Below are 26,969 nucleotides of genomic sequence, written 5' to 3'. Positions count from 1 at the left end.
TTTTCACTCCCGGAAGGGAATTTCAATCAGTGGCATGATTATGAAAAAAACATTACTCGCAGCCGGTGCAGTTCTGGCACTGTCCTCCTCTTTCACTGTTAACGCAGCGGAAAACGAGAAACCACAATACCTCTCCGACTGGTGGCACCAGAGCGTTAACGTGGTAGGCAGCTACCACACCCGTTTCGGACCGCAGATCCGCAACGATACCTACCTGGAATATGAAGCATTCGCCAAGAAAGACTGGTTTGATTTCTACGGCTATATGGATGCGCCTGTGTTCTTCGGTGGTAACACCGATGCGAAAGGTATCTGGAACCACGGTTCCCCACTGTTCATGGAGATTGAACCGCGCTTCTCCATCGACAAACTGACCGGTACCAGCCTGGCGTTTGGTCCGTTCAAAGAGTGGTACTTCGCGAACAACTACATCTACGACATGGGCCGCAATAAGTCCGGTCGTCAGAGCACCTGGTATATGGGTCTGGGTACGGACATCGATACCGGTCTGCCAATGAGCCTGTCCATGAACGTGTACGCGAAGTACCAGTGGCAGAACTACGGTGCCGCGAACGAAAACGAGTGGGACGGCTACCGTTTCAAAGTGAAATACTTTGTGCCAATCACCCAGCTGTGGGGCGGCAACCTGAGCTACATCGGTTTCACCAACTTTGACTGGGGCTCAGACCTGGGCGACAACGATTTCCGCGACCTGAACGGCAGAAAAGCGCGCACCAACGACTCCATCGCTTCCAGCCACATCCTGGCGCTGAACTACGATCACTGGCACTACTCTGTTGTTGCGCGTTACTGGCATAACGGTGGTCAGTGGAACGACGACGCGAGCCTGAACTTCGGTAACGGCGATTTCAGCGTCCGTTCTACCGGCTGGGGTGGTTACCTGGTCGTGGGTTACAACTTCTAATCAGTGCGGGATTGTGCGGGCTGGTGCCCTCACCCCTTCCCTCTCCCACTGTACACCCACGGGAGAGGGCGCAAACACAAAAAACGGCAACATCGTTGCCGTTTTGCTTTTACCTCGCCACCCGGCTTTTTACTGCTTCACCTTGCGCAAAAAATCCGCCAAAGACCTGTCCGCACTCTCACTGAACCGCCTCTCCGTCATTACAACATTGAGACACCGGTCGAGCCGGAAACAGCGGTAGTCATCGCGCCGTTCACACCATGCCGCCAGCAGCCAGCGCTCTCCCCAGAAGAACAACCCCAGCGGCTGTACCTCACGTTTTGAGAGTAGCCCGGCTTCATCACGATAATGCAGCGCCAATACGCGCTGAGCGGAAATCGCCTGGTGAATCATGTCAAAATCGCTGCGGGAGTGGCTTTGCATGCAAAAATCCGGGGCGTAGATCCGCGTCTGCTCCGCCTTTCTGCGGCTCTCCTCGGGCAGAATAGCCAGCACCTTCTCCTGGGCCGACTCCAGCTCGCGCGACAGCGATTCACCTCCCCAGGTTTTGAGCAGGCGAATCGCGACCATCAGCGCTTCGGATTCCTTATTTGTCAGCATCAGCGGCGGCAGGTCAAAACCCGACATCAGCCGATATCCGCTTCCCGCCTCGCCTTCCACCGGCACGCCGGAAAGCGACAGGTCGCGGATATCGCGGTAGACCGTGCGCTCGGACACGCCAAGCCGGTCCGCCAGATGCGCTGCCGTTGTCAGACGCCTGCCCCGCAGGATCTGCACAATCTGAAACAAACGGTCAGCGCGTCGGGTCATAACGTCATTCGCTCTCAGGCAGGTTGATGAAGGCCGACGCGGTTACCCTCGCTGTCGGTAAACAGTGCGATAGTGCCGATATCATGCGGCAGTTCCAGCGGGCCAAACACGCACTCGCCGCCCGCAGAGGCAATGCGATCGAGCGTGGCCGCCAGATTGTCAGTATGCAGGTAAATAATAGCGCCCTGCAAAGAGGGCGTAACGCCGTCAAATTTTGCCAGCGCTCCTCCGGTTGCGGGATCCTCATGCGGGAAAACCGCCAGCTCGGCAATGTCCATTTTCTCGCGACGCAGCGCGAGTTGCATCACCGGCTCATAAAATTTGATGGCGCGATCCATATCCGAAACCGGAATTTCAAACCAGTTAATTACGCTTTTCATACATCCTCCTGCCTGTTGTTTGGGTTCAGAAGGAGTCTACGGCAGGGCTCCTGACAGCATACTGTCAGGAGTGTTTGTCAGGAGCAGATAAAAAAAATCCCGGTCAACAGACCGGGATTCCGATAACGCGCTAAACGTCGCCTTACGGCAGAATGGACGGCTGATCCGCCCCTTCTTTCTCGACCTTCTGCTGGAGCAGGTGCTCGCGCTTCATGCCAAGTTTCAGTGCCAGAGCGGACGCCACGTAGATAGACGACGCCGTACCGATGGAGACACCGATCAGCATGGTCAGCGAGAAGCCTTCCAGCACCGGGCCACCGAAGAGGAACAGCATCAGGATCACCATCAGGGTAGTACCGGAGGTGATCAAGGTACGATGCAGCGTCTGGGTCAACGACACGTTAAAGATTTCGTACGGCGTGCCGCGACGGATCTTACGGAAGTTTTCACGGATACGGTCAGATACCACGATACTGTCGTTCAGTGAGTAACCGATTACGGACATCAGGGATGCCACGATGGTCAGGTCAATCTCAATGTGGAACAGAGACAGTATGCCCATGGTGATCACCACGTCGTGCGCCAGGGCGATAACCACACCGGCCGCCAGTCGCCACTCGAAGCGGAAACCGACGTACACCAGGATGGAGATCAGCGCCACCAGCAGCGCCATGGCGCCGGTTTGCGCCAGGTCCGCACCCACGCTCGGGCCGACGAACTCAATACGCTTGACCGCCGCGCTCTGGCTGGTGGTTTCGTTAATGACCTGTACGACCTTGCTGCCCAGCTCCTGGCTGCCGTTGGCATCGTGCACCGGCGGCATACGCACCATGATGTCGCGGCTGCTGCCGAAGTTCTGCAGCAGCGGCTCTTCAAAGCCCGCTTTCTGCAGAGACAGGCGCATCTGGTCCATATCGACCGGTTTTTCCAGGGAGATCTCGATGACCGTACCACCGGTGAAATCCAGCCCCCAGTTAAAGCCTTTCACGCCCATAACGATGATGGACAGAATCAGCAGTAAACCTGAAATGCCGAAAGCCCAGTAGTCCCAGCGCATAAAGTCCCAGACTTTACGGCCATGGTTCAATTGTTCAACAGTATATTCCTGTGCCACAACGCACTCCTCAGATAGACAGCTTTTTGACGCGCTTGCCGCCGTACAGCAGGTTCACGATGGCACGGGTGCCGACAATAGCGGTAAACATTGACGTTGCGACACCGATACCGGTGGTAATCGCAAAGCCTTTGATCGCGCCAGTACCCACTGCATACAGGATAAGAACCTTAATCAGTGTTGTTACGTTCGCATCGAAGATAGAGCTGAACGCGCCTTTATAACCTTCGTCAATCGCCTGCTGGACAGAGCGACCGTTGCTCAACTCTTCTTTGATACGTTCGTTAATCAGTACGTTGGCGTCGACCGCCACCGCAAGGGTCAGAACGATACCCGCAATCCCCGGCATGGTCAGCGTCGCCCCCGGCAGCAGGGACATAATGCCGATGATCAGCACCAGGTTTGCGATCAGCGCGGAGGTCGCAATCAGACCGAACTTCTTATAGAAGAAGATCATGAAGAGGATAGAGACCGCCAGACCGGCCAGACACGCTTCCAGACCCTGCTGGATGTTTTGCATACCCAGAGTTGGACCAATGGTACGTTCTTCAACAATCTGAATTGGCGCAATCAGCGCACCGGCACGCAGCAGCAGCGAGAGCTGACGCGCTTCGTTCGGGTTGTTAATACCGGTAATACGGAAGCTGTTACCCAGACGAGACTGGATGTTGGCGATGTTAATCACCTCTTCCTCTTTCACCAGCACCGCACGACCATTTGCATCTTTCTTACCGCTGTCTTTGTACTCCACGAACAGGGTCGCCATCGGTTTGCCGATGTTGTCCTTGGTGAAGTTAGACATGATGTTACCACCCGCGCTATCCAGCGAGATGTTAACCTGCGGCTGGTTGTACTCATCCTGGCTTGAAGTGGAGTCAGTGATGTGGTCACCGGTCAGGATCACGCGCTTGTACAGCACAACCGGCTGACCTTCGCGGGTCTGTTTCACTTCGGAGTCACCCGGAATACGGCCAGACGCCGCGGCAGACTGATCGACATTGGAGTTCACCAGACGGAATTCCAGCGTCGCGGTCGCACCGAGGATCTCTTTCGCACGCGCGGTATCCTGGATACCCGGCAGTTCAACCACGATACGGTCAGCACCCTGACGCTGTACCAGCGGCTCAGCCACGCCCAGCTGGTTTACACGGTTACGCAGAATGTTGATGTTCTGCTGAACGGCATATTCACGCGCTTCTTTCAGACGCGCATCGGTCATCACCGCACGCAGCTGGTTGCTGCCCTGCGAGGAGATCACCAGGTCACGGTGACGTTGGGTCAGGTAATCTACAGCCTGATCGCGCGCCGCGCTGTCGCGGAACGTGATGCTCATGCCGTAGTTATCTTCTTTACGCACGGTAGTGTATGGGATGCCTTTGTCGCGCAGATCGCTGCGCAGGCTGTCGATATTCTGTTCCTGCAGCTTGCCGAGCGCGGTATCCATATCCACTTCCATCAGGAAGTGAACGCCGCCACGCAGGTCAAGACCCAGCTTCATTGGCTCTGCGTTCAGCGCAGCCAGCCAGCGAGGGGTTGCAGGAGCAAGGTTAAGCGCCACGACATATTTGTCACCCAGCACGCCCATCAGCGCTTCGCGAGCGCGGAGCTGCGTGTCGGTGGTGTCGAAGCGAGCAAGAATTGCACCCTCTTCCAGAGCCACAGACTTAGCGGTAATTTTTTCTTCTTGTAACGTTTTCTGGACCTGGATCAGCGTTTGCTCACTGGCGGCGACACCGCGCGCGCCAGTGATTTGAACGGCCGGATCCTCACCATACAGGTTGGGAAGCGCGTACAGCAGGCCGACGATAATCACGACGACCAGCATGATGTACTTCCACAAAGGATAACGGTTTAACACGGCAGTTCCCTTTGGGAAAAGTTGGGATTACAGCGCCTTCATGGTGCCTTTCGGCAGAACGGCAGCTACGAAGTCACGTTTGATAACCACTTCAGTGGTGTCGTTCAGGGCGATAGCAATGTAGCCGCTTTCAGCCACTTTGGTTACGCGACCGACCAGACCACCGTTGGTCAGCACTTCATCGCCTTTCGCGATGGAGTCCATCAGCTTTTTGTGCTCTTTGGTACGCTTCTGCTGTGGGCGCAGGATCATGAAGTAGAAGATCAGACCGAACACAACCAGCATCAGGATCAGAGACATCGGGCTGCCCTGCGCCGGAGCACCTGTTGCCGCTACCGCATCAGAAATAAAAAAGCTCATTCAAATTCCCTCATTATTAATATTAATCAACGTTCAACGGTGGAACATCCCGCCCCTGACGTTGGTAAAAATCGGTCACGAAGCTCTCTAATTTACCCTCTTCGATAGCCTTGCGTAAACCAGACATTAAGCGCTGATAGTAGCGAAGATTATGAATCGTATTGAGACGCGCGCCCAAAATCTCATTACAACGATCGAGATGATGCAGATACGCGCGAGAATAATTGCGACAGGTATAGCAATCGCACTCGGAATCGAGCGGGCTGGTGTCACTCTTATGCTTCGCGTTACGGATTTTCACCACGCCATCGGTAACGAACAGATGACCGTTACGCGCGTTGCGGGTTGGCATCACGCAGTCGAACATATCAATGCCGCGACGTACGCCTTCCACCAGATCTTCGGGTTTACCCACACCCATCAGGTATCGTGGTTTATCCGCCGGGATTTGCGGGCAGACGTGCTCCAGAATGCGGTGCATGTCTTCCTTCGGCTCACCCACAGCCAAACCGCCGACAGCGTAGCCATCAAAACCTATCTCTACCAGACCTTTAACAGAGATATCGCGTAAATCTTCGTAAACGCTGCCCTGAATGATGCCGAACAGCGCATTTTTGTTCTGCAGGGAGTCAAAACGGTCGCGGCTGCGCTTCGCCCAGCGCAGAGACATCTCCATAGAGCGTTTCGCGTAGTCCCAGTCTGCCGGGTACGGCGTACATTCGTCGAAGATCATCACGATGTCGGAGCCGAGATCGTACTGAATCTCCATCGACTTTTCGGGATCGAGGAAAATCGGATCGCCGTTGATCGGGTTACGGAAGTGTACGCCCTGCTCGGTGATCTTGCGGATATCGCCCAGGCTGAAGACCTGGAAGCCGCCGGAGTCGGTCAGGATCGGGCCTTTCCACTGCATAAAATCGTGCAGATCGCCGTGGAGCTTCATGATCTCCTGACCTGGACGCAGCCACAGGTGGAAGGTATTGCCGAGGATAATCTGTGCGCCCGTGGCTTCAACTTCTTCCGGCGTCATCCCTTTTACGGTGCCGTACGTGCCCACAGGCATAAACGCGGGGGTTTCCACCACGCCGCGATCAAACACCAGGCGACCGCGACGCGCGCGGCCATCGGTGGTATCGAGTTCAAATTTCATTTTTTCTCCGACGTCAGAAAAACAGTCCAACGTTGTCATACGGTGCCACGGACTTATTCCCCGACACGCTCATTCAAAGCCAGCGGATTGTACGTGATAAACATCGCGTCCCCGTAGCTAAAAAAGCGATATTTTTGTTCTACCGCAGACTTGTACGCATTCATCGTATGCTGATAACCCGCAAACGCAGAGACCAGCATAATCAGCGTCGATTCAGGCAGATGGAAGTTGGTCACCAGCGCGTCAATCACTTTGTACTGATAGCCCGGGTAGATGAAGATCTGCGTATCGCCAAAGAACGGCTCGATAAGACCGTTTTTAGCTGCCTGCGCGGCGCTCTCCAGTGAACGCACGGACGTCGTACCGACGGCCACGACGCGGCTACCGCGCGCTTTCGCCGCCAGCACCGCGTCCACCACATCCTGCGGCACTTCGGCATACTCGGAGTGCATGATGTGGTCTTCAATGCTGTCCACCCGCACCGGCTGGAAGGTGCCCGCGCCGACGTGCAGCGTCACAAACGCCATCTCAACGCCCTTCGCGCGCAGCTTTTCCAGCAGCGGTTCATCAAAGTGCAGACCTGCGGTTGGCGCCGCGACCGCGCCAGGCTTCTGGCTGTAGACGGTCTGGTACAGCTCGCGGTCGGCCTCTTCGTCCGGGCGCTCAATGTACGGCGGCAGCGGCATATGGCCGATGGCGTTCAGGATATCGAGCACCGTGCGCTCGTCGTCGAACGCCACCTCGAACAGCGCGTCGTGGCGCGCGGTCATGGTCGCCTTGATGCTTTCGTCATCACCCAGCAGCAGCTCCGCGCCCGGCTTCGGCGCTTTGGAAGCGCGAATATGTGCCAGAATACGTTTATCATCGAGCATACGTTCGACCAGCACTTCAATCTTGCCGCCGCTGGCCTTACGGCCAAACAGGCGCGCCGGGATCACGCGGGTATTGTTAAAGACCAGCAGATCGCCAGGGTTGAGCTTGTCGAGCAAATCGGTGAAAGTACCGTGCGTCAGCTCGCCCGTTGGCCCATCCAGTGACAGTAAGCGACAGCTGCTGCGCTCAGGCATGGGATAGTGAGCAATCAGGGATTCAGGTAGTTCAAAGGAGAAATCGGCGACGCGCATGACGTATACTCGTGACTTAAAAACAGGCGGCATAGTCTAGTGCTCACACCCTTTTGCTGCAACAACTAGCCGCCACTGGACAAATAAAACGCATGAATTTTCTCGCTCACCTGCATCTCGCACACCTCGCTGACAGCTCCCTTTCCGGCAATTTGCTGGCCGATTTCGTGCGCGGCAACCCCGCTGAAGCGTATTCTCCCGAGGTTGTCGACGGGATTTTTATGCACCGCCGCATTGATGTCATCACTGATAATCTGCCCGAGGTGACGGAAGCGAAAGCGTGGTTTCGCCCTGAAACGCGCCGCGTTGCGCCGATCACGCTCGACGTGATGTGGGACCATTTCCTGTCTCGCCACTGGGAACAGCTCTCGCCGGAGATGCCGTTGCCGGCGTTTGTGCGCTACGCCCACCAGCAGGTGTCGATCATTTTGCCCGATTCGCCGCCGCGTTTTGTGAATCTGAATAACTACCTGTGGTCGGAACGCTGGCTGGAGCGCTATCGCGAGATGGACTTTATCCAGAATGTCTTGAATGGCATGGCGAGCCGTCGCCCGCGGCTGGATGCGCTGCGCGACTCCTGGTACGACCTGGATGAGCATTACGATGCGCTGGAGAGCCAATTCTGGCAGTTCTATCCGCGCATGATGGCGCAGGCGAAAAACAAGCAGCTCTGACAGCACGATCATTGATAGGTAAAAGCTGGCGGAACGATTGTCACCACCTCTTTGTCTTATCCACGAACACTCTCTATACTGGCTCGCGTTGCGTTCCAAATAACCTTAGTATCTACAGGAGAATCATATGGTTCTGGTAACTCGTCCGGCTCCGGATTTTACAGCTGCAGCAGTTCTGGGCAACGGTGAAATCGTTGAAAACTTCAACTTCAAACAGCACACCAACGGTAAAGCGACCGTTCTGTTCTTCTGGCCAATGGACTTCACTTTCGTTTGCCCGTCTGAGCTGATCGCGTTCGACAAACGTTATGAAGAATTCCAGAAGCGTGGCGTGGAAGTGGTTGGCGTCTCCTTCGACTCTGAATTTGTACACAACGCATGGCGTAACACCCCTGTCGAAAACGGCGGCATCGGTGCGGTGAAATACGCAATGGTTGCGGACATCAAACGCGAAATCCAGCAGGCTTACGGTATCGAACATCCGGACGCTGGCGTTGCGCTGCGCGGTTCCTTCCTGATCGACGCAAACGGCATCGTTCGTCACCAGGTTGTGAACGATCTGCCGCTGGGTCGTAACATCGACGAAATGCTGCGCATGGTTGACGCGCTGCAGTTCCACGAAGAGCACGGCGAAGTGTGCCCGGCTCAGTGGGAAAAAGGTAAAGAAGGTATGGCTGCTTCCCCGGACGGCGTTGCTAAATACCTGTCTGAGAACGTATCCAGCCTGTAATCGGCACGGTTTACGAAGAAGGCCCGCTTATGCGGGCCTTTTTTTATGCTTTACGCCGCGTCTCTCGCCAGATGCGCCAGGCCATTCCCGCCAGCAGAATTACGCCCGCAATTAGCACGCCCCACACCAGCAGCGCGTTCATCCGGCTCTCCCGCTCGGACGCAGAGGTAGCGGTCAGACGCCCCTCGCCGCCTAACGGGACATCATCCAGAATGTCGGCCTGCGGCAGGTGCTCCATATCATAGGTTTTGCGCAGATCGGCTGGGATCAGCATGTCAGGCTCCACGCTGGCAGGCTTTGCAGCGCCATTACCCCAGGCAAGCATGTATGGCGCTTTTCCCTGCGCGTTGAACACCAGATCATAGCGGTCACGATGCCCGGTGACGCCCGGCAGGTATTCCGGCAGGCGCGCATTCAGCGTCGTGATTTTCACCGCCTGCACCAGGCCTCCGCTAAGCGAAACCGGTGGAGACGTTTTGCCCTCCAGACGGTAAAGCACCTCTTTTTTCAGGGGGTGCCATGTGTCTTTTTCCGTACTCCGCCACGCTATCTCCACGGGAAGGACGCCGTCGCCATTCAGTAAAATGCTGATAGCTCTCAGCGGCTGCGGCCGCGCCCAGTGCCACTGCGCTTCGCTTGTCGATAGCTGCTCCCCTACCCCCTCAAGATCGATCGCGTCCGGCGTCGCCCGCGCAGGAGCGCTAATCGCGTTAACGCCGGTTAAGGTCACCCCCTGGCTCTGAGCATTCAGCACAACCAGGAGATAGCGATTCGTATCGGGAGACAAAACGATATCGGTATCGATCCGATCGAGCTTAAGACGATCCTGCCCGCTCATCACGTCCAGCAGCGGCATATCCTCGCGCAGGGTATACCAGCGCTTAAGATCCTCGCTGTAGTAGACCGACGCCGTTCCCTGCCACGGCGCCTGAGGGGTATTCCAGAGCAGCTGCAGCTGGGACAGGGCAATCTCACCCGTAGCCTGCTCCGGCAGGGTCAGCAGATAATGCTGCCCGGCTGCGGCGGCTTTTTGCCCCTCCAGCACAATCTCTACGCCGTTTCCGGAACGGAGCAGGATCTTATCGCTGCCCTCATCCCCACGCGCAGGCGCAAGCGGTGAGGCGTCCAGAGGAAAGAGGCGCAGCGCCGTGGATTGCGCTGCCACCTGCGGACGCGTCGCGGTGACCAGGCTGAAGGGAACCGGCTCGCCCGACTGGTTAAAGACGCGAACGTCATGCAGATCCGGCGACGTGCTCTGCGTATAGACGGCGAGCGGCAGCGTCACCCGATACCACTGGGAAGGGGCAGACGTATCCAGCGAGCGGCCAAAGGCATAGTCCCGGGGCGATTCCGTTTGTACCTCGTCGCAGAACGCCGGGCCTGCAAGCGCCAGCAGAGCGGTACAAGCTACCGCTTTCATCCATTTCATTTTTCATCTCCTGTTTTGGGCGGTAGCGGCGAGAAATACCCCACGATCAGCACCAGTATTGCCACGCCGATAAACGCCACCGCACGCGACAGACCGCCTCCACCCGCGCTGTCCACCAGCATCAGTTTAACCATCACCACGCCCAGCAGCGCGGCACCGCCAAGCCACTCCTGACGGGAAGCCCTACGGGTGGCGTGGACCATGATCACCAGCGCGCTCAGCATCCAGAACAGGGCAAACGTGGTCTGGATCAGCCGCGAATCCCACAGCGACGCCATATTCCAGGCCACGTCGCCGTACCAGGCCAGAGCGCGCATCAGCGCACCGTTAAGCCACCAGAAGCCAAACGCCATAATCGCGACGGCAGGCCACGGACGGGCCTGCAAGAGCTGCGTCGGGTAGTAGCGATCCACCGCCCGGTAAAAGACCACCAGCCCCAGCAGCGCAAACGCCGCGCCTTCTTCAAGCGGGTTCACCAGCGGCAGCCAGGTCTGACGATAAACCACGCCGTCCTGGAAATTGGTCACCACCAGCAATACCAGCAGCGCCACGAGCACGGGGATCGGTGCTATGCACGCGTAGAGCGCGGGCCACTCCCGGAACGGCCACCCGCGACGGCGCACCGCCGCAGAGAGCGCCATAATCACCCCGCCGCCTGCGGCCATCGCCAGCCCGCTGCCCCAGGCCGCCATGCCCCACGGCAGCGACCGGGCAAACCAGTAAAGCTCCGCCGCCAGCGCCAGTAATATCATCCAGAACAGCGCCAGATGCAGCCCCATAGAGATGCGCGGCGCTAAACGGGCGCCGTCGCGCCGCAGCAGCATCAGCGCGGCGGGAAGCGCAATACCCCAGGCCAGATTTGACCAGCCGGCGGCAAACATCTGCTGGTGCGAGAGCTGATAGCCCACCATCACCAGCATCAGCGGCCACAGCAGCCATTTGCTGGCATCCAGCTCCCGCCACGCCAGACGAGCGGCAGTCTGACGCCAGCCCCAGACCGACGCCGCCGTCAGCGCCAGCACGCCTGCCAGAACAGGCAATTCCTGCTTCAACACCAGCCGCGACGCGCCAAATAGCGCCACGAGCCAGAACAGCAGCCCGCCTGCCAGCAGCGCCCAGCTAACCGGCAGAAAGAGGTTCCGCCACAGCCAGGCCGCAGCCAGCCAGCAAAGGCTGAGGATGGCGAAGATAAGCAGCAGGCTCAGCGGCGTAACGCCGTTCATCTGCGCCCACAGCGCGCTGCCGAGCGCCAGCACCAGCAGCGCCGTCCCGCTATAGCTCATGCGCCGCTGGTGCTGCTGCACGCCCAGCCAGAGGATGCCCAGCCCCTCCAGCGCCCAGGCCATCGCCGTCCACCGCGCGGAGAGCGCGAGCGGAATCGCAAGCGTGGCAAACCCGCCGCCGATCGCCAGCGCCGCCATCACCAGAGGTCGCCCGATGGACGGATAGCGGCGCAGGGCAAGGAAAGCGAGGGCAAGATAAAATGCGCCGTATCCCAAAGCGCTCAGGGCCGGACCATATTCCCAGTGCCGGGTCATACCGTACTGCATCCCAAAGCCTATCAGCGGCGGGGCAAACAGCAGCACGCCGTCAATAATCTGCTTTCCTTTCTCCTGCGCCCGCAGCGACAGCGCCACGCTCAGCACGCCGAATATCAGCGTATTGGCAATCAGGAACAGCTGGCAGATCCAATAGTCTTCAGGCTGGTACTCACTTAGCCCCCACAGGCCGCCCACGCCAAAGGTAAACAGCAGCCCGAGCAGGTTGAGCTCGCGCCAGTGCTGCCAGATGCTGATGGCGAGAATGCCGATGGAAAGCAGGAGATAGAAGGAAAACAGCGCCACAAAGTTGCCGCCCCCGGTAGATAGCAGCAGCGGCGCAAGATACCCGCCGAGGCTCGCCAGCATGGCAAGGCTCAGCGCTTTCTGCAGCACGGCCAGCCCAACGCTCGCGGCGCAAATCACCACCAGTAGCGCAAAGGCCAGCGTCATCGGCAGCATCTGCCAGAGCCGGAAGGCGCCGAAGACCGTCAGGTAGAGAATGCCCGTCGCCCCGCCCTGTAAGATAAGCGCGTAGATCGGCTGCTTGTGCCGCAGCCGCCACCCAACCGCCAGCAGCACGATGGCAAACAGCGCCGTCGCCACCAGGCGTAGCTCAAGCGGGAACAGGGAGTGTTCAACGGTATAGCGCAGCAGGAAAGAGAGGCCGAGGAAGAGCAGCAGAATGCCAAGCTTCGCCAGGGGATTACCTTGCATAAACCAGCGCGTCAGCGACGTCACAATGCCACCAAAGGCAGAAGGCTGTTTAGCCGCAGGCGCAGGGGCCGGAGCGGGTTTTGCCTCGGCTGTAGGAATGTCGGGACGCCAGGGATCGACAGGCGCGGGCGCGTCCTCAGCCACCGGTGCGGTCACGACAGCCGGAGTGACCGCTTGCACCTGTTCTGTCTCCGGCGCTACCTGAGCTGCGCCGCGCTGCTCAAGCACCTCAATGCGCTGGCGTAGCCGGGCGATCTCCTGCTGCGCCGCCGTGCTTCGATTAAACCCGATAACCGCAAGCACGGGGGCAACCAGCAGCGCAAAAACCAGGAATAAACAGCCAAGGATGTAAAGCTCGTCCATGTTTCCACCTTCACCGTAAACGATCCGTTAAGATTGACACAAATCGTTGCATTTGCGCCATCTTAAAAGGGGAAACTTTAGCGCATTAGCTACCGAGCCAGACCGTCGCGGATACCGCAGGCAGCGCCAGCACGCCATCCTGTATCGTCGCCTTGCCCTCTTTGTTCGTCCACGTCGCCACCTTAAGCAGCGGCGAATCATCCAGCACCACTTCGCAGGCCTCGCCCCGGTTAATCGCCACCAGCACGCGCTGCTGATTATAGACGCGGACAAAGACCACCACATTATCATGGGCGTACGCCACCTGACAGCCGCCGTAGCGCAGGGCGAGACTCTGTTTGCGCAGCTTCGCCAGCCGCTGATACAGGCTGAACAGCACTTTGTCCTGCTTCTCTGGTGCCCACGGGAAGGTTTTGCGGCAGAACGGATCGTTGTTGCCGTCCAGCCCCACTTCGTCTCCGTAGTAAATGCACGGTACGCCCGGCCAGGTGAAGAGCCAGGTGACCGCCAGCGGCAGACGCGCCACATCCTTGCCGAGCAGGGATTTAAAGCGCGCGGTGTCGTGGCTATCGAGCTGGTTAAACATCCGCAGCTGCTGCTGATGCGACAGGCCAGCGCGATAGTTATCCATCCACGCGGCACAGGTTTCGGCGTCGATATGGTTCGGATCGTAGGAGATATCGGTGTTAGCCAGGAATCCCCACAGCGGGAAGGTAAAGCCGCGATAGTTCATCGCCGCATCTTCGGCATCGTTTTGCAGCCACTGGCGCGCGTCGCCAAAGTGTTCGCCAAAGACAAACGCCTCCGGCTGGGCCGCTTTCGCCGAACGCGCGATCCCGGCCACGTGCTGAAGGTTATTTCGCGCCCCGCCCGCTTCACCGAGCATATGCACTACATCCAGACGCCAGCCGTCCATATTCCACGGCGCCTTCAGCCAGTGACGCACGATGCTGTCTTCCCCGCCGTAAATCTCGTTCACCAGTGACGGCGACTGGAAATCCAGCTTCGGCAGGCTCGGGTAGCCCAGCCAGTCCAGCGCGCGGCCCTCCTCGCTAAAGCTGTACCAGTCGCGCTGTGGCGAATCCGGGTTATGACATGCCCCGCCCATCGACTGGTTATGACGGTCAAACCACGCGTGCGAATCGCCGCTGTGGTTGAACACACCGTCCAGAATGAGGCGCATGCCTTCTTTTTGGGTGTTCTTACGCAGGCGCAGCAGCGCCTCGTCACCGCCAAACTGCGCGTCAACGTGGCGATAATCTTCGGTATCGTATTTGTGTACGCTCGGGGCTTTAAACACCGGGTTGAGGTACAGCGCCGTCACGCCGAGTTTTTTCAGGTACGGTAGCTTTTCGCTGATGCCGTCGAGATCGCCGCCGTAGAACGTCGAGCCGCCCGCCTGCGCCGTCACCGGTTCATCCCATTTTTTCAGGATGATGTCGTGACCCGCGGCATGATGGTAATAGACCTTGTCCTGGCCGGCGGTGCGTTTTTCGCTGCGCGCAAAGCGGTCCGGGAAAATCTGATAAAAGACCTGATCGTTAACCCACTGCGGGCCGTTATCCGGGTAATCGACGGCGAACTGCTCCAGCCGGGCCGGTGGGAAACGGCTAAACCCCTGCGGGGTAAACCACAGCTGACGGTTGTTCCACAAAAGCTTAAAGCTATAGCGACGGCGCGGCTGCCCGGTGCGCAAATCGATATTCGCCCGCCAAGCCGTAATCCCCGGCTGCGGCTGGCTGCGCAGCTTGTGCATTTTCAGCCCGGTCTCTTCGTTATCAATTTCGGCGCGGAGCGTCACGCGTTCCGGCTGGTTTTCCCCCGCCAGCCAGAGCGTAATCACAAGGTTGTCTTTGTTTTGCTTAACAAATGGGGCAACCGGAAGGTGCCAGGCGTTTAACATCACGAATCCCCTCTGATGAAATTGACGTCACCTTGCCACAGGGTGGTTAAGGATAGCTCACCATGACGAGATTTATTGGGGGAGGAGGACGGGGGAGGAGGCAAAAATCCCCTCTCCCGCGAGGGAGGGGGGATAAAAATATTACTGTGCTTCTGCCAGTTGACGGTCACGGCGGCACTTCAACACCCAGCCGATCAGCAGCAGAACGATCCACGCACAGCCCACGTACAGGGAAATGCGGGTATCCGGATGGTAGCCAATCAGGCCAATGATAAACACCAGGAAGATCAGCCCGACCACGGTCGTCGCCACCCCGCCCGGCACCTTAAACTTCAGCGCTTTCGCCTCATCCGGCGACAGACGGCGGCGGAAGGCAATCTGCGACAGCAGGATCATGATCCACACCCACACGGTCGCGAAGGTCGCCAGGGACGCAATCACCAGGAAGACGTTCTCCGGCATGATGTAGTTCAGGTAAACCGAGAACAGCAGCGCTACGGTCATCACCACCACCGTCACCCACGGCGTGCCGCGGCGGGAAGTTTTGGCGAACACTTTCGGCGCGCTGCCCTGCTCCGCCATGCCGTGCAGCATGCGGCCCACGCCAAAGACGTCACTGTTGATAGCCGAAAGCGACGCGGTCAGCACCACAAAGTTGAGAATGCTGGCAGCAAAGGCAATGCCCATATGCTGGAAGGTCAGGACAAACGGGCTACCGTTAGTGCCCACCTGGTTCCACGGGTAGATGGACATAATCACGAACAGCGTACCCACGTAGAACACCAGAATACGCATCGGCACCGAGTTGATGGCGCGGGGAATGGATTTCTCCGGATCTTTCGCTTCCCCGGCGGTGATGCCGATAATCTCGATGCCGCCGTAGGCGAACATGACCATCTGTAGCGACATCACCATCCCGAGCCAGCCGTTGCTGAAGAAGCCGCCGTTGCTCCAGAGGTTATGGATGCCGGTCGGCTGGCCGCCGTTGCCAATCCCCCAGATGATGATCCCGAAACCCGCCACAATCATGATGATGATGGTCGCGACCTTGAAGAAGGAGAACCAGAACTCCAGCTCGCCGAACACCTTCACGCTCATCAGATTGACGGCGCAAATGAGCAACACCACGCTCAGCACCCAGATCCAGTGCGGCACCGCCGGGAACCAGACGCCCATGTAGATGCCAAACGCCGTTACGTCGGCTATTGCCACAATCAGGATTTCGAAGCAGTAGGTCCAGCCGGTGATAAACCCGGCCAGCGGGCCGAGGTTTTCCTGCGCGTAGCGGGAGAAGGAGCTGGCAGACGGGTTGTGAACCGACATTTCGCCGAGGGCGCGCATGATGATATACGCCGCCACGCCGCCGATGATGTACGCCAGCAGCACGCTTGGACCGGCCATTTTGATGGCATCTGCCGAGCCATAAAAAAGACCGGTGCCGATAGCAGAGCCCAGCGCCATAAAGCGGATGTGGCGCGTGCTCAATCCACGTTTAAGTTTGTTAGTGCTTTCCATTTAAATCTTGCCATTCAACACGAAAAAAACAAAAAACCACGGGGCCTTAAGCCCCGTGGTTAAACAGTTTGTTGCCGTTGATTAATGAGCGTTCGATGTGACCTGACGCCCTGCAGCACGGTCCCAGATAACCGCCAGAACCAGTGCAACAACGGTAGGCATCAGCCAGGCCAGGCCCTGCTCGGACAGCGGCAGACGCTGTGTCCAGGCTGGCAGAATTTCTGCGAACGCTGATGCTTTAATCCCGTCAAGGATACCAAAAATCAGGCTGATAAACATGGCTGGCGCAATAATTCGTGAGGAGTTATGCCACCACGGACGGGTGAAGCTCAGCACCACCAGCACGATGCACGGCGGATAGATCGCCGTCAGCACCGGAATAGAGACCTGAATCAGGTGGCTCAGACCGAGGTTAGACACCGCCATGGAGAAGATACCGAGGATAAACACCAGGGAACGGTAAGAGAGCGGCAGATACTGCGCAAAGAACTCTGCGCAGGCGCAGGTCAGGCCAACCGCGGTGACCAGGCAGGCCAGGAAGATGAGCGCCGCCAGCAGCATACTGCCTGCACCACCGAAGGTGTGCTGGACGTAGGCGTGCAGGATAGCCGCACCGTTCGCGTTCTGATCAACCAGCATCGCGCTGTCAGAGCCCAGGCGGAACAGCGCCAGATACAGCAGCGTCAGGCCCACACCGGCCATCAGGCCAGCCCAGATGGTATAACGGGTCAGCAAACGCGCTTCGGTCACGCCGCGGGAGCGCGCGGCGTTAACGATAACGATACCAAACACCATCGCGCCCAGCGTATCCATCGTCAGGTAGCCGTTCACAAAGCCGTTAGAGAACGCGGCGTTTTTATAGGCATCCATCGCGTCGCTAATCGGGCCGGCTGGCCAGATGATGGCCGCCACGGCCAGCACGATCAGCGCTACAATTTTCAGCGGCGCCAGGAAGTTACCTACCGTGTCCAGCAGCTTGCCCGGATAGAGGGAAACCAGAATCACGATGGCGAAATAAATCAGGCTGTAGATGAACAGCGGCATCGCGCCGTCGCCGGTCAGCGGGGCGATGCCCACTTCGAAGGAAACGGTCGCGGTACGCGGGGTGGCAAACAGCGGACCAACGGCCAGATAGCAGACGGTAGCCAGCAGAACGCCAGCCACTTTGCCAATCGGGGTGCTGAGGCTATCCACGCCGCCACCGACTTTCGCCAGCGCGATAACGGTCAGTACCGGCAGACCCACGGCAGTAATCAGGAAACCAAACGCGGCGGTCCAGACGTGTTCACCCGCCTGTAAGCCAACCATTGGAGGGAAAATGATGTTGCCTGCGCCAACGAACAGCGCAAATGTCATAAAGCCCAGCGCGATAATGTCACGCGATTTTAAGTGATGGGTCATAAAACCTTACTGCCTGTGGATGTGGTGTTGAAAACGTTGAGATTTTTCGATTTCCCTGACGGGACGATACAGCCGAAAATTTGCTCAATTTCAGCGGGAAATGCTCCCGTCCTGGCGTGGAGAAGAATAGTTTTTCGATTTACCACGCAAATACAGTCGGTCTGACAGTATCTGGGGGGCAATTTAAACGCTTATAACGTTTAAAGGCAAGGAGGGATCGCAAAACCAGAACAATATGCCAGTATGAAAACGCACACCAGAACAATGCGCTAATTATAGGAAAAACCCATGGCTAATCATGCGAACAAAAAACAGCCAACCGTATAAAATTCACACGCGTTTCGCTTGACTGCAAAGCAAACGGGCCAGCGATGGCTGACCCGTGGAAAGGTAAAATGACACGCCTGCCGTCAGGCGCTCTTTTTGGCAATTAATCGTTCCGGGATAACGAAACTAAAGCGGGTTCCCTTACCCAGGGTACTCTGGATATCAAGACGGCTTTCATGGTGATTCACCGCGTGTTTCACAATAGCCAGCCCCAGGCCGCTCCCCCCCGTCTGCCGCGATCGCGCTTTATCCACCCGGTAGAAGCGCTCGGTCAGGCGCGGAATATGCTCCGGGGCGATCCCCGGCCCGTTATCCTCAACGCTAAACTCGGCGCCTGCCGGCGTATGCTGCCAGCGCACCACGATATCCGTTCCTTCCGGCGTATGGTTTACCGCGTTGTACACCAGGTTGGAGATGGCGCTACGCAGTTCATCCTCGCTGCCCAGCACCTTCAGCGTGTTGTCGACGTCAAAGGTCAGCTGATGTTTTTTATGGCTTAACGTCTGCGCTTCACGCTCGACGACGCGCAGCATCATTGGCACATCAATGGTGTCATTCAGCGCAAGAGAAGGCGCCGCTTCAATCTTTGACAGCGTCAGCAGCTGCTTCACCAGCCCTTCCATACGGTGCGTTTGCTCGCGCATCGTATGCAGCGCTTTTTCACGCGGCGCGCCTTCCAGGGTTTGCTCCTGCATCATCTCCAGGTAGCCCTGCAGCACGGTCAACGGGGTTCGCAGCTCATGGCTGACGTTGGCGAAGAAGTTACGACGCGCCCCTTCCAGCTGATGCATCTGGGTCACGTCGCGCGCCACCATCAGCCACTGGCGATCGCTGTAGGGCATCACGCGGATTTCCAGATGGCGACCGTTATTCAGCTTCAGATTGTGGGGACGGGTGAAATCACGCTTTTTCAGATACAGCGTGAACTCGGGATAACGCAGAAGGTTAAGGATGTTCTGACCATTGTCGTCCGGCCAGCGCAGGCCCAGCAGCTGTTGCGCAAGCCCGTTACACCAGAAAATAGTTCCTTCTTCTGTCGTCAGGATCACCGCATCCGGCAGCGACTCTGCGCCGCTGCGAAAGCGTTTGATCAGGCTTCCCAGCTCGCGGCGACGCTTTTTATTACGCATCTGCATCTGGTGCAGGCCGTACAGCAGCGGCTCCCAGCTGCCGCTTCCCGGCGGCGGGGTCATACTGCGGTCCACCCACAGCCACCAGGAGAGACGCAGCAGGTTCCAGAAATGCCAGGCTAACAGCCCGGTGACTGCCGCCAGCAGAAACCACGGCAGATGCCCAAGTAAGGCCCCCAGAAGAAGGGCCGGAATACAGCATAAGATCAGTTCAAAGACGAGCCTTTTCCATGACAGACGTTCCAGCACGCGTCACACTCCTGTCATTATTCAGAAACGGGTCGAGAAACGATAACCCGTACCGCGGACCGTCTGTACCATGCGATCGTGGCCGCTCAGTTCCAGCGCTTTTCGCAGGCGGCGAATATGTACGTCAACCGTCCGGTCTTCGACATACACGTTAGTTCCCCAGACGTTATTCAGCAACTGCTCGCGGCTGTAAACGCGTTCCGGATGGGTCATAAAGAAGTGCAGAAGTTTAAATTCGGTAGGCCCCATGTCGAGGGGATTTTCACCCGTCATCACGCGGTGAGACGTCGGATCAAGGCTCAGCCCCTGCATCTCAATCACCTCTTCCACCGCCATCGGCGAAATACGGCGCATCACGGCTTTAATGCGGGCCACCAGCTCTTTGGGGGAGAACGGTTTGGTAATGTAATCGTCCGCGCCGGTCTCCAGACCGCGCACACGATCCTCTTCTTCTCCGCGCGCCGTAAGCATCACAACCGGAATGTCGCGGGTCAGCGCTTCACGCTTCAGGTGTTTGATAAACTGCAGTCCGGAGCCGCCGGGCAGCATCCAGTCCAGCAGAATCAGATCGGGCCAGGGTTCATTCAGCTGGTTCACTGCGCTGTCATAATCTTCCGCTTCAACCGGCTGGAAGCCGTTTTGCTCGAGCACGAAGCACACCATTTCACGAATTGGAGCTTCATCTTCTACGACCAGAATACGTCTCGCCATACTTTGCCCTGTCTTATCTTATTTAAGTTACAAGTTTGTAATGCGGCGCCATTATGCGTCAGATTTATGACAGATTTATGAAAAACAGTACCACTATAAATGGCAAACTGTTGTTTTATTACAGCGGTTATTTTCCCTTCTCTGAACGTTTATAATCCTGCTTTCTCTTTTTTGCCACGGATCAGCTATGCGCATACTTCACACCTCGGACTGGCATCTGGGTCAAAATTTTTACAGCAAAAGCCGTGCGGCTGAACATGAAGCGTTCCTGAACTGGCTGCTGGAAACGGCCCGGACGCATGAGGTGGACGCGATTATCGTGGCGGGAGATATTTTTGATACCGGCTCGCCGCCGAGCTATGCGCGTGAGCTGTACAACCGCTTCGTGGTGAATCTGCAGCAAACCGGCTGTCATCTGGTGATTGTCGCCGGCAACCATGATTCCGTCGCGACGCTTAACGAATCCCGCGACATCCTGGCGTTTCTCAATACCACCGTCGTCGCCAGCGCAGGGCACGCCCCGCAGATCCTGAAAAAGCGCGACGGGTCGCCGGGCGCGGTACTGTGTCCGATTCCCTTTTTACGTCCGCGCGACATCGTGCAAAGCCAGGCGGGACTGTCGGGCGCGGAAAAGCAGCGGCATTTATTGCAGGCCATCACCGACTACTATCACCAGCAGCACGCGGAAGCCTGTGCCCTGCGCGGTGAACAGGCCATTCCGGTCATTGCCACCGGGCACCTCACCACCGTCGGTGCCAGCAAAAGTGACGCGGTCCGCGAGATCTATATCGGTACGCTGGACGCCTTTCCGGCGCAAAACTTCCCGCCCGCGGACTACATCGCGCTCGGGCACATTCACCGCGCCCAGGTCATCGGCGGCTGCGAGCATATCCGCTACTGTGGCTCCCCTATTTCGCTCAGCTTCGATGAAACCGGAAAAGCCAAATCCGTGCATCTGGTGAGCTTTGATGAGGGCAAACTCAGCGCCGTCGAGACGCTGGAAGTGCCGGTCACCCAGCCGCTGGCGGTGCTGAAGGGCGATCTGGCTGCCATCACCGCCCAGCTTGAGCAGTGGCGCGGCGCTGAGCTTAACCCGCCTGTCTGGCTGGATATTGAAATCACCACAGATGACTACCTGCACGATATGCAGCGGAAAATTCAGGCGCTGACCGAAGAGTTGCCGGTTGAGGTGCTGCTGGTGCGCCGCAGCCGCGAGCAGCGCGAGAAAATTCTGCTCGGCGCCCAGCGCGAAACGCTTAGCGAACTGCGCGTAGAAGAGGTGTTCGAGCGCCGACTGTCGCAGGAAGAGATCGATGATGCGAAGCGCGTCAGGCTCAACGAGCTGTTCAGCCATACTCTGCACGCCCTCAATGACGAGGAAGAAAACGCATGAAAATTCTGAGCCTGCGCCTGAAAAATCTCAACTCCCTCAAGGGCGAGTGGAAAATTGACTTCACCGCGGAGCCTTTTGCCAGCAACGGCCTGTTTGCCATCACTGGCGCAACCGGCGCAGGTAAAACCACCCTGCTCGATGCCATCTGCCTGGCGCTCTACCACGAAACCCCGCGCCTGAATAAGGTCTCTCAGGCGCAAAACGATCTGATGACGCGCGATACCGCCGAGTGCCTGGCGGAAGTGGAGTTTGAGGTGAAAGGCGTTGCCTATCGCGCATTCTGGAGCCAGAACCGGGCGCGCAACCAGCCGGACGGGAACTTGCAGGCACCGCGCGTGGAGCTGGCCCGCTGCGAGGATGGCAAGATTCTGGCCGATAAGGTGTCGGATAAACTGGAGCAAACCGCGGCGCTCACCGGGCTGGACTACGGCCGTTTTACCCGCTCAATGCTGCTCTCGCAGGGGCAATTTGCCGCTTTCCTGAATGCCAAACCGGCCGACCGCGCAGAACTGCTGGAAGAACTCACCGGCACCGAAATCTACGGCCAGATTTCCGCGATGGTGTTTGAGAAACACAAAGCCGCCCGCAGCGTGCTGGAAAAATGCGAGGCGCAGGCGGCGGGCGTCGTGCTGCTCAGCGAAGAACAACAGCAGCAGTTGCAGCAAAGTTTGCAGGCACTTACTGACGAAGAGAAAACCCTGCTGGCCCAGCAGCAAAGCCAACAGAAAGATTTTCAGTGGCTTACGCGTCATGACGAGCTCGTGCGGGAGCAGCAGCGCGTTGCCGCCCTGCAGCAGCAGGCGCAACAGGCGCAGGCGAACGCGGCGCCGGAACTGGCAAAACTCCAGCTTGCCCAGCCCGCCGCCCAGCTTCGTCCGCTCTGGGAGCATCAGCAGGAGCAAACCGCACGTCTGACGCAAACCCAGCAGCGAATTAACGAAGTAAATACTCGCTTACAGACCAAAACCGCACTGCGCGCGCGGATCCGCAATATCGCCCTGCGTACCCATGAGCGGCTACAGGCCGAACTGACGGCGCTGGGACAGTGGCTGGCGGAGAATGAGCGTTATCGCCTGCTGGGCCAGGAAATTGCCGGCTGGCGCGCCCAGTTCTCACAGCTAAACCGTGACAAAAGTCAGCTCGTCGCGCTTGCTGCGCGGATGACTGAGCTACGTCAGAAGCTGGCTGAGATGCCGGAAAATACGCTGACGCTGACGGCGGATGAGGTCAGCGCGGCCATGGAGCAGCAGTCCCGGTCCCGCACGCTGCGCCAGCAGCTGACGTCGCTGCATGCCCGCTATCAGCCGCTGCAAAAGCGCTTGAGCCAGAACGGTGAAAGCGTGCAGAAAGCCCAGGCGGAGCAGAGCAAGCTCAATGAAACCCTGGCGCTGCGCCGCCAGCAGTACAAAGAGAAACAGCAGCACTATCTGGACCTGAAAGCCCTGTGCGAACGCGAAGCGACGATTAAAAATCTGGAAAGCTATCGCTCACGGCTTGAGGCAGGCAAACCCTGCCCGCTGTGCGGCTCCCACGAGCATCCTGCCGTGGAGACCTACCGGTCGCTTGAGCTGACGGATAACCAGCGTCGCCGTGATGCGCTCGAAAAAGAGGTCGCCGCGCTTAAGGAGGAAGGCCTGCTGGTGCTGGGACAGGTTAATGCTCTGGCTCAACAGATCCAGCGTGAGACAGACGAAGCGCAGACGCTTTCTCAGGAAGAGCAAGCACTCACTAAAGCGTGGCTGGAGGCGTGCGCGTCTTTGAATATCGCATTGAATATTCAGGAGGATATTGCGCCATGGATGAACGAGCAGGAACACTACGAGCGCCAGCTTTACCAGCTCAGCCAGCGTCTGAACCTGCAAAACCAGCTGAACGAGCAGGAAGCGCAGGAACGCCAGTATCAGCAGCAGCGCACCGCAACGCGCCAGGCGCTGGAACATACTCTGCTCGCGCTCTCGCTTAGCGTTCCCGAAGAGGGCAATGAAGCCGACTGGCTGCACGCCCGCGAAGCGGAATTTGCCCACTGGCAGGAGAAGCAAACGCAGCACGGCGTGCTTCAGGAACGCGTGAGCGCGCTGAAGCCGCTGCTCGACACGCTTCCGGCAACACACGGTGAAGAGGCTGAACCGGCCATTCCTGATGACTGGCGCGACATCCACAATGAATGCGTGTCGCTGCAAAGCCAGCTCGCCGCCCTGCAGCAGCAGGAGGCGCTGGAGCGCGAGCGCCTGCAGCAATCGCAGACGCAGTTCACCGCGGCGCTCTCCGCAAGCTGTTTTGCCGATCGGGACGCGTTCCTTGCCGCGCTGCTGGATGACGATACTATTCGCCGCCTCGAACAGTTGAAACAGTCGCTGGAAAACCAGATACAGCAGGCCGCGGCCCTTTCCGGCCAGGCTAATCAGCAGCTGCAGGCGCACCTTGCGCTGCGCCCGGAAGAACTTGACGCGGATGCGTCTACCCTGCAAAGCCAGCTGCAGCAGCTGGCGCAACGGCTTCGTGAGAACACCACGCATCAGGGCGAGATCCGCCAGCAGCTTAAGCAGGACAGCGATAACCGCCAGCATCAGCAGGCGTTAATGCTGCAAATTGAAGAGGCCGCGCGCCAGGCCGACGACTGGGGCTATCTCAACGCGCTGATCGGCTCCAGCTCCGGCGACAAATTCCGCAAGTTCGCTCAGGGGCTGACGCTGGATAATCTGGTCTGGCTCGCAAACCAGCAGCTTAACCGCCTGCACGGCCGTTATCTCCTACAGCGTAAGGCCAGCGAGGCGCTGGAGCTGGAAGTGGTCGACACCTGGCAGGCCGATGCGGTACGTGATACGCGCACGCTCTCCGGCGGCGAGAGCTTCCTGGTCAGCCTTGCGCTGGCGTTAGCGCTTTCTGACCTGGTCAGTCACAAAACGCGGATTGATTCCCTGTTCCTGGATGAGGGATTCGGCACGCTCGACAGTGAAACGCTGGATACCGCGCTGGATGCGCTCGACGCGCTGAACGCCACCGGGAAAACCATCGGGGTGATTAGCCACGTCGAGGCGATGAAAGAGCGCATTCCGGTGCAGATCAAGGTGAAGAAGATCAACGGACTGGGGTATAGCAGGCTGGACAGGGAGTTTGCGGTGGGGTGAGTGTTGGGTCGATTCGGTCTGGTGCCCTCACCCTGGCCCTCTAAACATCAAAAACGGCAACGCAAGTTGTGCGTTTACTCCGGCCATAACCACGCCGCGCCGCGCACGCCGCTGGAGTCGCCGTGGACGGCTTTGCGGATCGGGGTTTCGCACTCGCCGCCGAAGACCCACTGTTTCACCAGATTTGGTACCGTGGCGTACAGCCGGTCAACGTTGCTCATGCCACCGCCGAGAACAATCACGTCCGGATCGAGAATGTTCACTACGTGCGCCAGCGATTTCGCCAGACGCATTTCGTAGCGGCTGAGCGCCAGTTCGGCCACCGGATCCTGTTCTTCCACCAAACGCATAATCTCGTTCCCCTTGAGGGGCTGGCCGCTCAGGCGGTGGTAGTCGGTCGCAAAACCGGTGCCGGAGATAAAGGTCTCAATACAGCCCTGCTTGCCGCAGTAGCACGGCACCTCGGCGCGGTATTTGAGTTCATCTTCATCCATCCACGGCAGCGGGTTGTGCCCCCACTCACCCGCCGTGCCGTTGCCGCCGATATGTGAACGTCCGCCAAAGGCCACGCCCGCGCCGCAGCCGGTACCGATAATCACCGCAAACACGGTCTGCGCTCCTGCGGCTGCACCATCAACGGCCTCTGAGACCGCCAGGCAGTTTGCGTCATTCGCCAGACGCACTTCCCGGTTCAGACGCTGGCTCAAATCCTTATCAAACGGCTGACCGTTGAGCCAGGTAGAGTTGGCGTTTTTCACCACACCCGTATAAGGCGAAATGGAGCCGGGGATCCCCATCCCGACCGTGCCCCTCTCGCCCGTCGCCTGCTCGGCCATATCAACCAGCCGGGCGATCGTCTCGATCGTCTGGTGATAATCATCGCGCGGCGTCGGCAGTCGGTGGCGGAACAGCTGTTCCCCCTGCTCGCTTAATGCGATGACTTCTGTTTTGGTGCCGCCCAAATCAATCCCAATACGCACAAGACTCTCCTCATTATTTTGATTATCAACAGAGTAGAAGCACGCTTCCCGATTAGCAATGCAAGCGATGCGACAATTCGTTATCATGCCCGCTGATTTAACGACAAGGCCGTGGAAATTATCATGCTGTGGTTCAAAAATTTGATGGTTTACCGTCTCAGCCGCGACGTTTCGCTGCGCGCAGAAGAGATGGAAAAACAGTTAGCCGCTTATAGCTTTTCCCCTTGCGGTAGCCAGGATATGGCGAAAACCGGTTGGGTTCCGCCAATGGGTTCGCAAAGCGATGCACTGACCCACGCCAGCAGCACGGGTCAAATCATCGTCTGCGCCCGCAAAGAAGAGAAAATTCTGCCCACGCCGGTAGTTAAGCAGGCGCTTGAAGCAAAAATTTTCAAGCTGGAAGCCGAGCAGGGCCGCAAGCTGAAAAAAACCGAAAAAGATTCGCTGAAAGATGAAGTGCTGCACTCTCTGCTGCCGCGCGCCTTCAGCCGCTTCAGCCAGACGATGATGTGGATCGATACCGTTAACGGGCTGATCATGGTGGACTGCGCCAGCGCCAAAAAAGCGGAAGATACGCTGGCCCTGCTGCGTAAAAGCATCGGCTCTTTACCGGTCGTACCGCTGGCGCTGGAAACCCCGATTGAGCTGACCCTGACCGAGTGGGTCCGCAGCGGTACCGCGGCGCAAGGTTTCCAGATCCTGGACGAAGCCGAGCTGAAAGCCCTGCTGGAAGATGGCGGCGTGATCCGCGCGAAAAAGCAGGATCTGGTGAGCGACGAGATCGCCGTACACATTGAAGCGGGCAAAGTGGTCACCAAACTGGCGCTCGACTGGCAGCAGCGCATTCAGTTCGTGATGTGCGACGACGGTTCCGTGAAGCGTCTGAAGTTCTGCGACGAGCTGCGCGATCAAAACGAAGATATCGACCGGGAAGATTACGCCCAGCGCTTTGACGCGGACTTTATCCTGATGACCGGCGAACTGGCCGCGTTAATTCAGAATCTGGTGGAAGGTCTCGGCGGCGAAGCGCAGAGATAATTTCCCCTCACCCTGATCCTCT

General features: G+C 58.1%; 21 protein-coding genes. 6 read left to right on the top strand and 15 right to left on the bottom strand.

All coding sequences use genetic code 11. The annotated features are described in order from the left end of the window. The first annotated feature begins 40 nt into the window (after window positions 1-40). Window positions 41-925 carry a nucleoside-specific channel-forming protein Tsx gene (locus tag IM299_RS10570; RefSeq protein WP_048957512.1) on the top strand — a complete coding sequence of 295 codons (885 nt, stop codon included), beginning with the start codon at window positions 41-43 and terminating at the stop codon, window positions 923-925. Window positions 926-1,054: 129 nt separating this feature from the next. Here IM299_RS10570 and IM299_RS10565 read toward each other — a convergent pair whose 3' ends face one another. The 7 genes from IM299_RS10565 to queA form a co-directional block, all read right to left on the bottom strand. Continuing rightward, window positions 1,055-1,735 carry a YafY family protein gene (locus IM299_RS10565; RefSeq protein ID WP_028012145.1) on the bottom strand — a complete coding sequence of 227 codons (681 nt, stop codon included), beginning with the start codon at window positions 1,733-1,735 and terminating at the stop codon, window positions 1,055-1,057. A gap of 14 nt (window positions 1,736-1,749) precedes the next feature. Continuing rightward, window positions 1,750-2,115: a VOC family protein gene (locus IM299_RS10560; RefSeq protein WP_193357457.1), complete on the bottom strand. Its 366-nt coding sequence runs from the start codon at window positions 2,113-2,115 to the stop codon at window positions 1,750-1,752. A gap of 142 nt (window positions 2,116-2,257) precedes the next feature. Next, on the bottom strand, window positions 2,258-3,229 hold the full coding sequence (secF, locus tag IM299_RS10555; RefSeq protein WP_028012143.1) for a protein translocase subunit SecF: 972 nt from the start codon (window positions 3,227-3,229) through the stop codon (window positions 2,258-2,260). A 10-nt stretch (window positions 3,230-3,239) separates the two neighbouring features. Next, window positions 3,240-5,087, bottom strand: a complete 1,848-nt coding sequence (secD, locus tag IM299_RS10550) for a protein translocase subunit SecD (RefSeq protein ID WP_062935949.1) — start codon at window positions 5,085-5,087, stop codon at window positions 3,240-3,242. A gap of 27 nt (window positions 5,088-5,114) precedes the next feature. After that, on the bottom strand, window positions 5,115-5,447 hold the full coding sequence (gene yajC, locus IM299_RS10545; protein WP_000007630.1) for a preprotein translocase subunit YajC: 333 nt from the start codon (window positions 5,445-5,447) through the stop codon (window positions 5,115-5,117). Between the two features lie 22 nt (window positions 5,448-5,469). Further along, on the bottom strand, window positions 5,470-6,597 hold the full coding sequence (gene tgt, locus IM299_RS10540; protein WP_045259930.1) for a tRNA guanosine(34) transglycosylase Tgt: 1,128 nt from the start codon (window positions 6,595-6,597) through the stop codon (window positions 5,470-5,472). A gap of 53 nt (window positions 6,598-6,650) precedes the next feature. Then, window positions 6,651-7,721, bottom strand: coding sequence for a tRNA preQ1(34) S-adenosylmethionine ribosyltransferase-isomerase QueA (queA, locus tag IM299_RS10535; protein ID WP_028012140.1), 1,071 nt, complete (start codon window positions 7,719-7,721; stop codon window positions 6,651-6,653). A gap of 92 nt (window positions 7,722-7,813) precedes the next feature. Between queA and acpH the strand changes: the two genes are divergently transcribed. Both acpH and IM299_RS10525 read left to right on the top strand, forming a co-directional pair. Beyond that, window positions 7,814-8,395: an ACP phosphodiesterase gene (acpH, locus tag IM299_RS10530; protein WP_041911095.1), complete on the top strand. Its 582-nt coding sequence runs from the start codon at window positions 7,814-7,816 to the stop codon at window positions 8,393-8,395. Between the two features lie 127 nt (window positions 8,396-8,522). Further along, window positions 8,523-9,125, top strand: a complete 603-nt coding sequence (locus tag IM299_RS10525; RefSeq protein ID WP_003859113.1) for a peroxiredoxin C — start codon at window positions 8,523-8,525, stop codon at window positions 9,123-9,125. A 43-nt stretch (window positions 9,126-9,168) separates the two neighbouring features. Here the strand turns inward: IM299_RS10525 and IM299_RS10520 are convergent, their stop codons facing one another. From IM299_RS10520 to phoB, 7 genes are all read right to left on the bottom strand, one after another. After that, on the bottom strand, window positions 9,169-10,554 hold the full coding sequence (locus IM299_RS10520; RefSeq protein ID WP_193357456.1) for a DUF3999 domain-containing protein: 1,386 nt from the start codon (window positions 10,552-10,554) through the stop codon (window positions 9,169-9,171). After that, the gene (locus tag IM299_RS10515; RefSeq protein ID WP_193357455.1) at window positions 10,551-13,172 is read right to left on the bottom strand and encodes a DUF2339 domain-containing protein; all 2,622 of its coding nucleotides are present in this window, start codon (window positions 13,170-13,172) and stop codon (window positions 10,551-10,553) included. The genes IM299_RS10520 and IM299_RS10515 overlap by 4 nt, the downstream gene beginning before the upstream one ends. An 85-nt stretch (window positions 13,173-13,257) precedes the next feature. Then, on the bottom strand, window positions 13,258-15,075 hold the full coding sequence (malZ, locus tag IM299_RS10510; RefSeq protein WP_193357454.1) for a maltodextrin glucosidase: 1,818 nt from the start codon (window positions 15,073-15,075) through the stop codon (window positions 13,258-13,260). A 141-nt stretch (window positions 15,076-15,216) separates the two neighbouring features. After that, window positions 15,217-16,590, bottom strand: a complete 1,374-nt coding sequence (gene proY / locus IM299_RS10505; RefSeq protein WP_193357453.1) for a proline-specific permease ProY — start codon at window positions 16,588-16,590, stop codon at window positions 15,217-15,219. Window positions 16,591-16,671: 81 nt separating this feature from the next. Beyond that, window positions 16,672-17,991, bottom strand: a complete 1,320-nt coding sequence (gene brnQ, locus IM299_RS10500; RefSeq protein ID WP_193357452.1) for a branched-chain amino acid transporter carrier protein BrnQ — start codon at window positions 17,989-17,991, stop codon at window positions 16,672-16,674. Window positions 17,992-18,401: 410 nt separating this feature from the next. After that, window positions 18,402-19,697: a phosphate regulon sensor histidine kinase PhoR gene (gene phoR, locus IM299_RS10495; protein WP_047363942.1), complete on the bottom strand. Its 1,296-nt coding sequence runs from the start codon at window positions 19,695-19,697 to the stop codon at window positions 18,402-18,404. Between the two features lie 21 nt (window positions 19,698-19,718). Next, window positions 19,719-20,408 carry a phosphate response regulator transcription factor PhoB gene (gene phoB, locus IM299_RS10490; protein ID WP_008503265.1) on the bottom strand — a complete coding sequence of 230 codons (690 nt, stop codon included), beginning with the start codon at window positions 20,406-20,408 and terminating at the stop codon, window positions 19,719-19,721. Between the two features lie 187 nt (window positions 20,409-20,595). Here phoB and sbcD point away from each other — a divergent pair, with 187 nt between their 5' ends. Both sbcD and sbcC read left to right on the top strand, forming a co-directional pair. After that, window positions 20,596-21,801: an exonuclease subunit SbcD gene (gene sbcD, locus IM299_RS10485; RefSeq protein ID WP_047363941.1), complete on the top strand. Its 1,206-nt coding sequence runs from the start codon at window positions 20,596-20,598 to the stop codon at window positions 21,799-21,801. Beyond that, window positions 21,798-24,929: an exonuclease subunit SbcC gene (gene sbcC, locus IM299_RS10480; RefSeq protein WP_193357451.1), complete on the top strand. Its 3,132-nt coding sequence runs from the start codon at window positions 21,798-21,800 to the stop codon at window positions 24,927-24,929. Before sbcD ends, sbcC begins: the two co-directional genes overlap by 4 nt. Before the next feature lie 74 nt (window positions 24,930-25,003). Here sbcC and mak read toward each other — a convergent pair whose 3' ends face one another. Next, a complete protein-coding gene (gene mak, locus IM299_RS10475; protein WP_045259882.1) occupies window positions 25,004-25,909 on the bottom strand; it encodes a fructokinase in 906 nt (301 codons plus the stop codon). 123 nt (window positions 25,910-26,032) lie between these two features. On the opposite strand from mak, the gene rdgC reads away from it, so the two are divergent. Beyond that, on the top strand, window positions 26,033-26,947 hold the full coding sequence (gene rdgC / locus IM299_RS10470) for a recombination-associated protein RdgC (RefSeq protein WP_014882739.1): 915 nt from the start codon (window positions 26,033-26,035) through the stop codon (window positions 26,945-26,947). Window positions 26,948-26,969: the final 22 nt, after the last annotated feature.

This window comes from Enterobacter cloacae complex sp. P47BA, assembly GCF_014930485.1.
Classification (GTDB): Bacteria; Pseudomonadota; Gammaproteobacteria; order Enterobacterales; family Enterobacteriaceae; genus Enterobacter; species Enterobacter bugandensis.
The sequence above is the reverse complement of the archived record's forward strand: the minus strand, read 5'-3'. Positions and strand labels throughout refer to the sequence as shown.

Excerpts from the sequence above, each read along its gene's own strand:
- IM299_RS10570 (WP_048957512.1), top strand. The coding sequence starts at position 41 with ATGAAAAAAACATTACTCGCAGCCGGTGCAGTTCTGGCACTGTCCTCC.
- IM299_RS10565 (WP_028012145.1), bottom strand. The coding sequence starts at position 1,735 with ATGACCCGACGCGCTGACCGTTTGTTTCAGATTGTGCAGATCCTGCGG.
- IM299_RS10560 (WP_193357457.1), bottom strand. The coding sequence starts at position 2,115 with ATGAAAAGCGTAATTAACTGGTTTGAAATTCCGGTTTCGGATATGGAT.
- yajC (WP_000007630.1), bottom strand. The coding sequence starts at position 5,447 with ATGAGCTTTTTTATTTCTGATGCGGTAGCGGCAACAGGTGCTCCGGCG.
- tgt (WP_045259930.1), bottom strand. The coding sequence starts at position 6,597 with ATGAAATTTGAACTCGATACCACCGATGGCCGCGCGCGTCGCGGTCGC.
- queA (WP_028012140.1), bottom strand. The coding sequence starts at position 7,721 with ATGCGCGTCGCCGATTTCTCCTTTGAACTACCTGAATCCCTGATTGCT.
- acpH (WP_041911095.1), top strand. The coding sequence starts at position 7,814 with ATGAATTTTCTCGCTCACCTGCATCTCGCACACCTCGCTGACAGCTCC.
- IM299_RS10525 (WP_003859113.1), top strand. The coding sequence starts at position 8,523 with ATGGTTCTGGTAACTCGTCCGGCTCCGGATTTTACAGCTGCAGCAGTT.
- IM299_RS10520 (WP_193357456.1), bottom strand. The coding sequence starts at position 10,554 with ATGAAATGGATGAAAGCGGTAGCTTGTACCGCTCTGCTGGCGCTTGCA.
- IM299_RS10515 (WP_193357455.1), bottom strand. The coding sequence starts at position 13,172 with ATGGACGAGCTTTACATCCTTGGCTGTTTATTCCTGGTTTTTGCGCTG.
- malZ (WP_193357454.1), bottom strand. The coding sequence starts at position 15,075 with ATGTTAAACGCCTGGCACCTTCCGGTTGCCCCATTTGTTAAGCAAAAC.
- proY (WP_193357453.1), bottom strand. The coding sequence starts at position 16,590 with ATGGAAAGCACTAACAAACTTAAACGTGGATTGAGCACGCGCCACATC.
- brnQ (WP_193357452.1), bottom strand. The coding sequence starts at position 17,991 with ATGACCCATCACTTAAAATCGCGTGACATTATCGCGCTGGGCTTTATG.
- phoB (WP_008503265.1), bottom strand. The coding sequence starts at position 20,408 with ATGGCGAGACGTATTCTGGTCGTAGAAGATGAAGCTCCAATTCGTGAA.
- sbcD (WP_047363941.1), top strand. The coding sequence starts at position 20,596 with ATGCGCATACTTCACACCTCGGACTGGCATCTGGGTCAAAATTTTTAC.
- sbcC (WP_193357451.1), top strand. The coding sequence starts at position 21,798 with ATGAAAATTCTGAGCCTGCGCCTGAAAAATCTCAACTCCCTCAAGGGC.
- rdgC (WP_014882739.1), top strand. The coding sequence starts at position 26,033 with ATGCTGTGGTTCAAAAATTTGATGGTTTACCGTCTCAGCCGCGACGTT.